Annotated in this window: 13 protein-coding genes and 1 tRNA gene; 1 reads left to right on the top strand and 13 read right to left on the bottom strand. The window is 65.2% G+C overall.

Translation table 11 applies throughout. The features are described from left to right. Positions 1-39: 39 nt before the first annotated feature. The 13 genes from IM760_RS11460 to IM760_RS11400 all read right to left on the bottom strand — a co-directional run bounded on the left by IM760_RS11460 (position 40) and on the right by IM760_RS11400 (position 11288). Entirely contained in the window at positions 40-633 is a 594-nt protein-coding gene (locus IM760_RS11460; protein ID WP_204429378.1) for an SCO family protein, read from the bottom strand. Between the two features lies 1 nt (position 634). Next, complete coding sequence (locus tag IM760_RS11455; protein WP_239549776.1) at positions 635-1450, bottom strand: cytochrome c oxidase assembly protein; 816 nt, start codon at positions 1448-1450, stop codon at positions 635-637. A gap of 129 nt (positions 1451-1579) precedes the next feature. Next, a complete protein-coding gene (locus tag IM760_RS11450; RefSeq protein WP_204429375.1) occupies positions 1580-2584 on the bottom strand; it encodes a DUF5924 family protein in 1005 nt (334 codons plus the stop codon). A gap of 496 nt (positions 2585-3080) precedes the next feature. Continuing rightward, positions 3081-3157, bottom strand: a tRNA-Arg gene (locus tag IM760_RS11445). Between the two features lie 105 nt (positions 3158-3262). After that, complete coding sequence (gene bfr, locus IM760_RS11440; RefSeq protein ID WP_204429373.1) at positions 3263-3742, bottom strand: bacterioferritin; 480 nt, start codon at positions 3740-3742, stop codon at positions 3263-3265. Positions 3743-3967: 225 nt separating this feature from the next. Next, positions 3968-4201 (bottom strand): bacterioferritin-associated ferredoxin, encoded by a 234-nt coding sequence (locus IM760_RS11435; protein ID WP_204429365.1) that lies wholly within the window; start codon positions 4199-4201, stop codon positions 3968-3970. A 148-nt stretch (positions 4202-4349) separates the two neighbouring features. Further along, positions 4350-5252: a hypothetical protein gene (locus tag IM760_RS11430; RefSeq protein ID WP_204429363.1), complete on the bottom strand. Its 903-nt coding sequence runs from the start codon at positions 5250-5252 to the stop codon at positions 4350-4352. A gap of 167 nt (positions 5253-5419) precedes the next feature. Further along, complete coding sequence (gene hemH / locus IM760_RS11425; protein WP_204429361.1) at positions 5420-6379, bottom strand: ferrochelatase; 960 nt, start codon at positions 6377-6379, stop codon at positions 5420-5422. Between the two features lie 195 nt (positions 6380-6574). Beyond that, positions 6575-7231 carry an adenylate kinase gene (gene adk, locus IM760_RS11420; protein WP_204429359.1) on the bottom strand — a complete coding sequence of 219 codons (657 nt, stop codon included), beginning with the start codon at positions 7229-7231 and terminating at the stop codon, positions 6575-6577. Positions 7232-7329: 98 nt separating this feature from the next. Continuing rightward, positions 7330-8355, bottom strand: coding sequence for a tetratricopeptide repeat protein (locus IM760_RS11415; RefSeq protein WP_228233283.1), 1026 nt, complete (start codon positions 8353-8355; stop codon positions 7330-7332). After that, positions 8352-8783 carry a cytochrome c-type biogenesis protein gene (locus IM760_RS11410; RefSeq protein ID WP_204429357.1) on the bottom strand — a complete coding sequence of 144 codons (432 nt, stop codon included), beginning with the start codon at positions 8781-8783 and terminating at the stop codon, positions 8352-8354. Before IM760_RS11410 ends, IM760_RS11415 begins: the two co-directional genes overlap by 4 nt. After that, a complete protein-coding gene (locus IM760_RS11405; RefSeq protein ID WP_204429355.1) occupies positions 8780-9334 on the bottom strand; it encodes a DsbE family thiol:disulfide interchange protein in 555 nt (184 codons plus the stop codon). Before IM760_RS11405 ends, IM760_RS11410 begins: the two co-directional genes overlap by 4 nt. Next, entirely contained in the window at positions 9327-11288 is a 1962-nt protein-coding gene (locus IM760_RS11400; RefSeq protein WP_204429352.1) for a heme lyase CcmF/NrfE family subunit, read from the bottom strand. Before IM760_RS11400 ends, IM760_RS11405 begins: the two co-directional genes overlap by 8 nt. Before the next feature lie 356 nt (positions 11289-11644). Here IM760_RS11400 and fabA point away from each other — a divergent pair, with 356 nt between their 5' ends. Continuing rightward, positions 11645-12166, top strand: a complete 522-nt coding sequence (gene fabA, locus IM760_RS11395) for a 3-hydroxyacyl-[acyl-carrier-protein] dehydratase FabA (protein ID WP_204429527.1) — start codon at positions 11645-11647, stop codon at positions 12164-12166. Positions 12167-12169 lie beyond the last annotated feature (3 nt).

Genomic DNA, 12169 nt, shown 5'->3' with positions numbered 1-12169 from the left:
CTCCAGGCGGAGTCGCGCCCCGGCTGGAGAGCCTGCCCGTCATTGAATCGAGACCAGCGCCCGCAAATCCTCGGCAATCTGATCCACCGGCTGATCATTACGCATGAACAGCCGCACCTTCCCGTGCCGATCAAATCCGTACATGGCCAGCCCGTGGTTCACCAGATAATTGCCGTTCTTGTCCGGCTCCTCATAGCTGTAGGTGGTGCGGTATCGCTTGGTCAGCGCCCGCAACGCCTCCTGATCGCCGGTCAGCCCGTCCACCCGGGGACTGAAGTAGGCGGTGTACTTCGCCAGCAACTCCGGCGTGTCCCGCTCCGGGTCCACGCTCACGAACAGCACCCGCAGCTGCTCGCGCTCCTGATCGGACAGCTTGTTGAGCGCCTGGGCCAGCGCCGTCAGCGTGGTCGGGCAGAAATCCGGGCAATGGGTATAGCCGAAAAACAGCACCACCGCCTCGCCCTGATAACGCGCCTCGGTCACCTTCTCGCCCTCGGCGCCGGTCAGCGAAAACGCCAGATCGGGCATCAGCCCGGTGATGTCCTTGCCGTTGAAACTCACGTCCGAGGAACCGCAACCGGCCAGCCAAAACAGGCTGGCGGCCAACAGCGCCGCACTCAGTTTCCGGACCATGTCAGCCTCCTTTTTTACTGTCGTCACGCAGATACAAACGCAGCACCACCAGGGCGCCGATGATGGTCATCATGGCGGCGGGGATCCAGGTGAGAATGCCGCCCAACACCTGATCGGTGGCCGGGTCGATCGCGAAGGCCCGGCCGCAGATGGCGTACACGTCGTAGAGACCGGCGTCCGCGAAGGTGATGTAGGCCCCCAGCAGAATCTGCGGAAACAGGGCCGCCACCAGCATCAGAAAGCGCACGCCGAAGCGCGAGGTGCCGGCCCGGTCCGGGTCGCGGGGATCCAGGATCACCAGCCAGAAGATCACCCCGTCCACCAGCATCGACCAGTTCATCAGTTCGTAAAGTCGCAGGCTGAGCATGGCGTCGAAGTGAATCGAAGGGGTCAGCCAGAAAAAGATCAGCCCCACGAACAGCACCGTGGCCACCAGTGGATCGAACAGCACCCGGCGCACCGGCCGGAACGCCGCCGCCAGACGCGGGAAGCGTCGTTCACCGGCGCAGGCGGCCAGCACCGGCAGCGGGTTGGCCAGGGCGATCAGAAAGGCGCCCAGGTGATGCAGCACCAGATGCTGCGCCCGATGCACGAAAAACATGTAGCGCGAGTAGTAGTCGAACTGGGTGTGCATCACCGTGTAGCACAGCAGCACGCCGAGGAAAAACGACAGGGTGCGCCAGCCGGACGGCGCCCGGCCATGGGCCGCCAGCCGGCGCCAGCCGACCAGGTAGGCAGTCACCGCCACCAGGAACAACAGCACGGTGATCGGCGAAAAAATGTAGGGCGTCAACGCGCCGGACAGGGTGTGCAGCATCAAGGGGCCTTTCCGGGAGCGGCCGGCCCGCGCCGGCCCGGATCGCGGCGCCAAGGTTGCGCCGCCACCCCGCCGCCGTCAAGGCGCAACCCGGGGGGTGGGGCGATTTGTCATACCCCGGAAGCGGGGTTAGTCCGGGATCACCGTGAAGCGCAGCACGCCGACGATCTGGTTCTTGTCGGTGCGCACCTCCACCCGCCAATCGCCCACCGCCGGTGCCGGCAGATGGGCCTTGTGAGACCAGGTGCGGTACCCCTCCCGGCGACCGCCGGTGAGGTGCAGGCCGATGCGGTCCACCAGCTTGCCGTCGTGGAACCAGTAATGGCTGACCTCCTGCCCCAGCCCCAGGGGCGCGCGGATGGCGGTGTAGGCGTACAACCCGTCGCCCAGCTCCGAGGCCCGGAAGGTGCGGCCGGTGACCAGCGGTTCGCGGCTGCTGCGATTGATGCTCACCGCCATGGCCCGCTCTTCCAGGGACAGGGTCAGCGGCGGCACCAGCCGGGCGCCCCACACCGGCACCGTGGCGATCGCCACGGACACCCCCACCAGAATCGCCCAGCGGTAGGCCGGCCGTGGGCCGCCCACCCGCCAGAAACTGGGCAGCGCGAACAGGGCGGTAAGCAAGGCGGCGCCGTCCAGGGCGAAGTTGGTGGGCCATTTGAAGATCAGCGGCAACAGCACCAGCAGCGCCACGAACAGCGCCCAGGCGTGAAAGCCGAAGTACACCGCCCGGTGCGACGCCAGCCGGAAGTACAGCGGGTCGACGATACTGACCAGGGCGGCGGCCGCCACCAGACCGGTGAACAGAAAATATTCGGCGCCGCCGGACCACTGCAGGATCACGAACGGCAGGCTGAAGAAGAACGCCTCCTGATGCACGCCCTGCAGCATCAGCTTGAGGGCGCCCTGGGCCAGCGGTTCCATGCCGGTGCCGCGAAACCGGCGCAGCCAGAAGTTTTCGGTGAGCAGCACCAGCCAGGTCCCCACCAGGATGGCGGTGAGGACCGCCGCCAGCCAGGGTTTGCGTTCGACCAGAAAATAGCTCGCCAGGCCCAGGGAGAAACTGCCCACCGCCCAGAGGTGGCGCAGGCGGTAGAGGAGCGCGTTGAGGCGGGGGAGCCATTGGGGGTGCATGGGGGTCCGGTCCTGTGATCTGGCGGTGGTTCTTGGAGGGGACAGGGTAGCGGATGGTTTCTTTGGCGGCTTGTAAAATTCGGGGGCGCCAGGCTTTGCTTCGCTCGCCTGGCTTGGGGGGCGTTGTTGTTTGTCTTTGTAGGAGCGGCTTTAGCCGCGATGGGCGTTGGGACGGGGGTGGGACTGGGCGTTGGGGTAAGAGAGCTGAGAGTCGGGGCGCCAGGCTTTGCTTCGCTCGCCTGGCTTGGCTAGATGGGGAGTCTTGGGCTGAGATGGGAGTGGTTCGGGGTAGAGGGGCACCGGGGAGGATTGATTCGCCCGGGCCTTTGGGCCCGGGCTCACCCCTTCGGGGCGCCGCCGCGTGGCGGCGGCGTCCTGCGCCGGCCCGGGGGGCCGGCTGGTCGAACCCTGGGGGGTTCTCTAAATACCGCCCCGGTATGGCATCTGAAATGAAAAGGGCCCCGCTTCTTTGAAGCGGGGCCCTTTTCATTTCAGATGGCGCACCGGGGAGGATTCGAACCCCCGACCTCCTGGTTCGTAGCCAGATGCTCTATCCAACTGAGCTACCGGTGCGGGCTTGTCGGCGTTGGCCGTCAAGAGGCGCGCATTATTCCCAATGGGCCGGGGGGAGTCAAGCCGGGGGCGGTGAATTCTTGCGCAAACAGTCGGAATTTCCGTTCAGTCGTCGGCGGTTTCCATTTGTTTTTGCAGGTAATTCTCGATGCCCACCTTGTCAATCAGCTCGATCTGGGTTTCCAGCCAGTCGATGTGCTCTTCCTCGGATTCGAGGATGCGGCGCAGCAGGTCCCGGGAGACGTAGTCGCGGACGGATTCGCAGTATTCCATGCCGTCGCGCAGGTCGGGCAGCGCCATGTGCTCGAGCTTGAGGTCGCATTCGATCATTTCACGGGCGTTTTCGCCGATCATCAGCTTGCCCAGGTCCTGAAGATTCGGGATGCCTTCCAGGAACAGGATGCGCTCCACCAGCCAGTCAGCGTGTTTCATCTCGTCGATGGACTCGTGGTATTCCTTCTCGTACAGGGCGTGGAGGCCCCAGTCCTTGTACATCTTGGCGTGAAGGAAATACTGGTTGATGGCGATGAGCTCGTTGCCCAAGGCCCGGTTGAGGTGTTCGATGACTTTCTTGTCGCCTTTCATGCCGTGTCTCCGGTGCCGGGGTGCGATGGCGCCTATTGTTGTGCAATAGACCACCCCCGACAAGGGTCGGCGACAAAAAAGTTCAGGGAATACAAGTAGTTATGGAAATGAGAATCAGTCTTTGAACGATCCGCCGCGGTCCCGTCCCTGGCTTGGCGCGGCCCCTGAAGGGACTTTGCCTGGCTGGGCGGCCGGGGGCCCGGGAGGTTCCGAAGTGCGGTACGGTCAGGCGGTCCTTGGCCAGAACTGTACGACTTCACCCAGGCTGGCGGAGAGAGAAGAGGCCGCCGGCAGAGCGCTACGGGTCTCACGCAATACCTGACGGGCGTGCCGCGCACATTTAGCACACTGACTGCCAACCCCAAGTTCCCGACGAAGATCACGCAGGCTGTCGCAACCGCTTTCGGCTGCTTCCCGTATTTGGCTGTCAGTGATGCCGTTGCAGAGACATACGTACATGGCTACGCCTACTCCTCAATCTCGGGAAACAGGCTAACCCTAATGCGAATTATTATCAACACCTTTTATGGGCGGGTTCCGGACCCCGGAAACGCCACCGCCCCCGGGCTGCGGGGGCGGTGGCGGCGGGACCGGTCACGGGGACCGTTCAGCTTTGCGTGCCGGTGTTGCCGTTGGTGCCACCGGCGTTGCTGGCGGTGCTCTTCTTGGCCGCCGGACGCTTACGGGCGGCGGTCTTGCGGGCCGGCGTCTTGCGGGCCGGCGTCTTGCGGGCGGTGCTCTTACGCGCCGTGGTCTTGCGAGCGGCGGTCTTTCTCGCCGTGCTCTTCTTGGCGGTGCTCTTTCTGGCGGTGCTCTTGGCCGCGCTTTTCTTCGCCGCGCCCTTGGAGGCGGTGCTTTTCCTGGCCGTGCTCTTTCTGGCGCTGCCCTTCTTCGCCGCGCTCTTCTTCTTGGCGGCGGCCTTGCGGGCGGCGGTCTTGGCTTTCTGTTCGGCTTTCTTCTGCGCTACCTTGGCTTTCTTGGCCAGCTTGCGCTCGTAGTCACGCATCTTGGTGGAGAGATTCCGCTGGGCGGTGCGCAGCTTTTTCTTCTCCCGGGTGACCACTTTCTTGGCGGCCTGGATCTCGGCGCGGATCACTTTGGTTTCGCCACGCAGATCCTGCAGCTTGAGCCGCTGGGTGTTCATTTTTCCACGGGCGGTGTCCACGGCGCGCTTGGCGGCGGCGGTGGCGTTCTTCTTGGCTTTGTCACGGCGAGCAGCCAGGTCGGTACGCAGCTTGCCGAGCTTGCCGTCTTCGGTGTCGACCTTTTTCTTCTGGCGTTCCAGACGGGCTTCCGCCTGGGCAACTTTTTTCTCCGCCTGGGTTACCGCCTTCTCCTGAAGCTTGAACTTGGATTCGGCGTTGCTGACCGACTTGGGAACGGCCGGTGCCTTGGCGGTGGTTTTCTTGGCCGCGGTCTTGGCGGCGGGGGTTTTGCGAGCGGTAGTCTTTTTACTTGTGGTCTTGCGCGTGGCGCGTTTGCTCGCGGCTTTTTTTGCTGCTCGGGCCATGATCGATCTCCTAATCTATGACGTCGTTTTTCTGCGACAGTCGGAAAGTAGCACAAAAAAAATTACGTTGGTACATTATTTGACCAGGAGACGGGCCAGCAAAGTAAAAAATAAAAAAGTCCGCGGGCTTTCCGGTTTTCCTTTGTGTTTTTCCGACACCGGAACGATTACGGCAGGACCTCCCGAACGATGCGCGCCAGCGCGTCGATGTGTACCGGATCGGCGTTCAGCGCGGGAATGTATTGAAAACGTTCTCCGCCGGCGGACAGAAACACTTCGCGATTTTCCGCGTCGATTTCTTCCAGGGTTTCCAGGCAGTCGGCGGAGAAGCCCGGGCAAACCAGCTGCACCGAACGGACACCCTGCCCCGCCCAGGCTTCCAGACTTTTGTCGGTGTAGGGCTGCAGCCATTCCTTGGGCCCGAATCGTGACTGGAAGGTAATCGCCCACTCGTCATCGGCCAGCGACAGGTGTTGCGCGATCAGCTGCGCGGAGCGGCGGCAGCGTTCCCCGTAACGGTCGCCCTTGTCTTCGTATTCCTTGGGAATGCCATGGAAGGAAAACACCAGCTTGTCGGCGTCGCCGTGCTGTTCCCGGAAGGTACGGATGCTGGTGGCCATGGCGTCCACCCAGGCCGGGTGTTCCCAGTAATCGCGGATCAGGGTCAGGCCGGGCAGCTCCCGTCGGCCGTGCATCCACTCCGCGATCACGTCGGCCACGGCACCGGTGGTGCTGCCGGAGTACTGCGGGTACAGCGGCAGGATCACCAGCTGGTCGTGGCCCTCGTCGGCCAGCTTATCGAGCAGCGGGCGCATCGCCGGGCGACCGTAGCGCATGGCGTAATGCACCGGCACGCCCAGCCGTTCCCCCAGTGCCCGGGTCTGCTGTTCGGTGATCTCCCGGATCGGCGAGTCCTGGTTCCATACCGAGGCGTACAGCCGGGCCACCCGGCGCGGCCGGAACGGCAGCACGAACAGGCGCAGGACCCAGAACCACAGCCAGCGCGGCGCCTCCACCACCCTCGGATCGGACAGGAACTCCTTGAGATAGGCGCGCACGGCACGCGGCGTCGGGGCATCCGGCGTGCCCAGGTTGATCAGAACGATGGCGGTCTTCGGTGCGGTCATAGCTTTCCTCCTCGGCGCGGGGATCAAACCCGAGCCCGGGTCAACGGAGAGTGAGCGGCATTTTAGCGGCTAAAAAATATTGTCCCAAGAGCGCGGTGGATCCGAGCCGCGCCGGGCCCGTACCCCGATAAAAAAAGGGGAAGCTTGCGCTTCCCCTTTTCGCGGTAGCCTCGTCACCCCGTGCGGGGCGCGGCGTCACCCTTTGAGCTTGGCCATGATGCGCTGGCGAATGTCGTCGACGCCGCCGACGCCGGCCACGCGCACATAGGTAGGCGCGTTGGGCTCGCCGCTGTCGGCGATCTTCTTGTAGAAATCCACCAGCGGGCGGGTCTGCTCCTGGTAGACCTCCAGACGCTTGCGCACGGTGGCTTCCTTGTCGTCGTCGCGCTGCACCAGCTCGTCGCCGGTCTCGTCGTCCTTGCCCTCGACCTTGGGCGGGTTGTGCTTGATGTGATAAACGCGGCCGGAAGCCGGATGCACCCGGCGGCCGCTCAGACGTTCGATGATCTCTTCATCGTCCACGTCGATTTCGACCACGAAGTCGATATTGATGTTCTGATCCACCAGCGCCTGGGCCTGGGGAATGGTGCGCGGAAAACCGTCGAACAGAAAGCCGTTCTTGCAGTCGTCCTGGGCGATGCGTTCCTTCACCAGGCCGAGAATGATGTCATCGGAGACCAGGCCGCCGGCGTCCATGACTTTTTTCGCTTCCAGGCCCAGGGGCGTGCCCGCTTTCACCGCGGCGCGCAGCATGTCCCCGGTGGAAATCTGGGGAATGGAAAACTCGTCCTTGATGAACTGCGCCTGGGTGCCCTTACCCGCACCGGGCGCGCCAAGCAGGATGACACGCATAGGAATCTCCGATTTGCCAAGACGAGGAAGGAAGAGAGCCTTCCAAAGGGGGGCAACTGTACCGTGCGGGTCACCACGGTACAAGCTCGGACGACCACTCAGGGACCCAGGTCGATGATCGCGGCCGGCCGCGCGTCCAGGTCCAGGGGCTGCGGTTCACTGCCCAGGCGGGCCTGTTCCACGCTGGAACCCGGGGCCGGCGTGTAGCGGGCGGCCACCCTCAGCGTGTCCGGTTTTTCCGGGTAGTTCTGCAGCCAGTCACCGGCGCGCAGGGTCACCGTGACCGGGAAGGATTCCACCAGCACGCGCCGGGCCGCCAACGGCTGACCACTGCCCCCTTCCGGGCGCAGGAACACGAACAGGGTGCCGCCGTCGGGCAGATCCGGCGCGCGCACGGTGAAGGTCAGATTATCCAGCCGCGCGCCGCGCTGTTGCTGGGCTTCCGCCCGGGCCAGCCCCTGGCGGATCAGGTTACCGGCCTCGCCGTCGCCGTGACGCACCAGCAGCGCCCGCCAGGCTTCGGCGGCCAGATCAAACCGGCGCGCCTCGGTGGCGGCCATGGCGCGCAACATCAGTGCCCCGTCGTGGCGCGGGTTGGCCTCCAGCACGCGGCGGATCTGGGCGTCGGCCTCGTCGTTGAGGCGGCCCTGATTCTGGGCGATCAATCCCCGCGCCAGCAGCAGCCGGGCACCGTCGTCGTCCGGATCCAGCGCCAGGGCGCGGCGGGCCGCCTCCTGGGCCTGGGCCGGGGCGCCCAGCTGATCGTAGAGCAGGCCCAGGGTGTACCAGCCCGGCAGCGTCGGGTCGCGCACCACCTTGGCCTGCAGTACCCGGGTCAGGGCCTGGGCGGAAATGTCGCGGTCCTCCACGCCGGGGGCCTCGCCGCGAATCACCCGCTCGGCCACCGCGTCGTAACGGCGCTGTTCCGACAGCCAGCCCAGGGTCTCCGGGTGCAGGCCCAGGGTCAGATAACCGAGCCCGGCCAGGGCCACCACCAGCAACGGCAGGGCCAGCCCGCTCCAGGGCGTGGGCGCGCCGGCCCGGCGGCTTTCCCGCCGCCACAGCAAGAACACCACCAGGACCGCCAGCACCAGTACCAACGGCAGAATCACGAAAACGGTCATGGCTGGTCGTCCTCCTCCAGCTCGGCACGGCGGCTGGCGCGACGTACCAGCAGAACAATGGCCAGGACCCCGAGCAGCAGCAGCCCCAGCGGTCCCATCCAGAGAATGACGGTGCGTTCATTGACCGGCGGCCGATAACTGACGAAATCGCCGTAACGGTCGACGAAGAAATTCACCACTTCCTGGTCGCTGCGCCCTTCGCGAATCATGCGGGCGGTGCGCTCGCGCATGTCCCGGGCGATCTCCGCGTCGGAGTCGGCGATGCTCTGGTTCTGACACTTGGGGCAGCGCAGTTCCTCGGTGAGCCGGTGGAAGCGGTCCTGCTGCTCGGTGTTGTCGAACTGATAGAGATCGATGGCGGCCCGCAGCGGCGAGGCCAGCAGCAGCGCGCACAGCACCAGCGACAGGGCGGGGAATACGCGGATCATCGCGGGCCTCCCAGGGGGTTGCCCGCCTGGTGCAGCACCGGGGCGAATTTCTCGTCCCAGGCGCGCGGGTTCATCTCGCCCACGTGGCGCAGCACGATCTCGCCACGGGGATTGATCAGGAAGGTTTCCGGGGCGCCGTACACGCCCAGATCCAGGCCCAGCTGCCCGTCGGCGTCGACGATCACCTCGGTGAACGGATTACCGTAACGGGCCAGATAGTCCCGGGCCTTGTCGTCCTCGTCCTTGTAGTCCATGCCGACGATGGGCACGCCCCGCTGCGCCAGCTCCAGCAGATAGGGGTGCTCCACGTAGCAGGTCGGGCACCAGGTGCCCCAGACGTTGAGCAATTGCCATTGCCCGGTGAGCCGCTCCTCGGTGAGGGTCTCGCCGGAAATCAGCGACGGTTTGGAGAACGCCGGCACCGGTTTGCCGGCCAGCGCCGACGGCAGCTCCTCCGGATTGCGCCCCAGGCCGCTGGCCAGCAGGATCGCCAGCGCCACGAAGCCGACCAGCGGCACGAACACCCACAGGCCCGTGTTCTTGTTACTCATAGGCCGGCTCCTCGTCGCGGCGGCCGATCTTCTTGCGATAGCGCGCATCGGTGAGCGCCAGGGCGCCGCCCAGGGCCATGATCAGCGCCCCCAGCCAGATCCAGCGCACCATCGGCTTGTAGTAGATGCGCACCGCCCAGGCGTCGCCCTCCAGGGGCTCGCCCAGCGCCACGTAGAGGTCGCGCATCACACGGCCGTCGATGGCCGCCTCGGTCATCACCTGGCCGCTGGCCCGGTAGGTGCGCTTCTCCGGGTTCATTTCGGTGACGGTGCGGCCGTCCCGGCTGACCACGAAGTGCCCCTTCCGGGAATCGAAGTTGGGGCCCCGGTAGGCGCTCATCTGGTCGAACTCGAACCGATAGCCGCCCACCTCGGCCACGTCACCGGGCGCCATGCGCACGTCCCGTTCCACTTCGTGATAGCTGACCACGGTGACCCCGGCCACCAGCACCGCCAGGCCGCAGTGGGCCAGCACCATGCCGTAATAGCCCCGGCCCAGCTTGCCCAGGCCGGCCGCCAGACCACGGTCGTAGGCCCGCGCCCGGCGCACCAGGTCCTCCACATGGGAGAACACCACGAACAGACACAACATAATTGCCAGCACGCCCACCCAGGGGGTCGGGCCGGGCAGCCGCGCGGCCAGCCAGCCGGCCACCAGGGCCGCCGGCGCCAGCCACACCAGGCGGCGCAACAGCGGCGCGCCGTCCTGGCGTTTCCAGTTGCTCATCACCCCGGGCACCAGCAGCACCATCAGCAGCATGGCCAGGGGCACGAAGAAGCTGTTGAAGTAGGGGCTGCGGATCGACACCTTCATATCCAGAGCCTCGCCCAGCAGCGGATAGAGGGTGCCCATCAGCACCGCCGAGGCGGCGATCAGCAGCAGCAAATTATTGCCCAGCAGGAAGGTTTCCCGGGACAGGCCCTTGAAGCCGCCCTTCCCTTCCAGTTGCCCGGCGCGCAGGGCGAACAGGGTCAGCGCGCCGCCGGCCACCACCACCAGGAAGCCGAGGATAAAGGCGCCCCGGCTGGGATCGTTGGCGAAGGCGTGCACCGAGGTGAGCACCCCGGAGCGCACCAGGAAAGTGCCCAGCAGACTCAGCGAGAAGGCGACGATGGCAAGCAGCACGGTCCAGGCACGGAACAGGTTGCGCTTTTCACTCACCGCCAGGGAATGGATCAGGGCGGTGCCCGCCAGCCACGGCATCAGGGAGGCGTTCTCCACCGGGTCCCAGAACCACCAGCCGCCCCAGCCCAGCTCGTAATAGGCCCACCAGGAACCCAGCGCGATACCGACCGTGAGGAAGCACCAGGCCACCGTGGTCCAGGGCCGCGCCCAGCGCGCCCAGGCCGGGTCCAGATTGCCGGCCAGCAGGCCGGCCACGGCGAAGGCGAAGGCCACCGAGAAGCCCACGTAGCCCATATACAGCATGGGCGGGTGCACGATCAGGCCCGGGTCCTGCAGCAGCGGATTGAGGTCCACGCCGTCGATGGGGAACCAGGGCAGCGTGCGGTCGAAGGGGTTGGAGGTGAACAGCATGAAGGCCAGAAAGCCCACCGCGATCATGCCCATCACCGACAGCACCCGCACCACCATATCCAGCGGCACCCGGCGGCTGAACAGGCCGACCAGGGCGCTCCAGCCCCCCAGCATCCAGGCCCACAGCAGCAACGAGCCCTCGTGGCCGCCCCAGATCGCCGACAGCCGGTAGCCCAGCGGCAATTCGGAATTGCTGTGGTTGGCCACATAGGTGATCGAGAAGTCATCGATATAGAAACAATAGCCCAGGGCGACGATGGACACCGTCAGCGCCAGCCATTGCAGCCAGGCCAGGGGACGCGCGTAGCGCTGCCAGGCTTCCACCCGGCGATAAACGCCGATCAGGGGAAACACCGCCAGCACCAGGGCCGTCGCCATGGCCACCCACAGGGAGAGATGTCCGATTTCCGCCGCCACTTGTACCTCCGGCTCATGTGCGCGCGCATCATCGCAGATGATGACCGCTTTGCAAGTGTTCAGACACCCCCGGAAAGTCCGCCAATGACCGGCCTTTGTCCGAAACGGACAGACCTTTGATCCAGACCGGGGATATGGACATATTTTGAGACGCTTGCCGTTCGTACGGGGAGAAAGCGCTCTGCTACCATGTCAAATTCGTGAAAGGTCGACACGGTGTAAACTAAGAGTCATCCGGCTTATCTATACTTATCACCCGGTTCGCGAGGGTCCCGCCGGGGGCCATCCGCTGCCGACCCGATCTATCTGGAGTCAACGGTTTGAGCCCGAACGCTAACGACAGCAACACAAACGCCATCAAGGCCGAGAGAAAGCCCTCTTATTCCTACGAGGATCTGCTCGCCTGCGCCCACGGGGAGCTGTTCGGCCCCGGCAATGCCCGCCTGCCCCTGCCCAACATGCTGATGATGGACCGCATCGTCCACATCGCCGACACCGGCGGCCGCTACGGTAAGGGTGAGATCGTGGCCGAGTTGGACATCAACCCGGACCTTTGGTTCTTCCAATGTCACTTTGAAAGCGACCCGGTGATGCCGGGCTGCCTGGGCCTGGACGCCACCTGGCAGTTGCTGGGCTTTTTCCTGGGCTGGCTGGGCAACCCCGGTCGCGGCCGCGCCCTGGGCGTGGGCCAGGTGAAGTTTTCCGGCCAGGTGCTGCCCACCGCCAAGAAGCTCACCTACCGGATCGATATCAAACGAGTGATCGCCCGCAAGCTGACCATGGGCATCGCCGACGCCACCGTGTCCGTGGACGGTAACGACATTTACCAGGCGGACGACCTGCGGGTGGGCCTGTTCACTTCGACGGAAGGTTTCTGAGCG

Source organism: Alloalcanivorax marinus, from assembly GCF_016906305.1.
Classification (GTDB): domain Bacteria; phylum Pseudomonadota; class Gammaproteobacteria; order Pseudomonadales; family Alcanivoracaceae; genus Alloalcanivorax; species Alloalcanivorax marinus.
The sequence above is the reverse complement of the archived record's forward strand: the minus strand, read 5'-3'. Positions and strand labels throughout refer to the sequence as shown.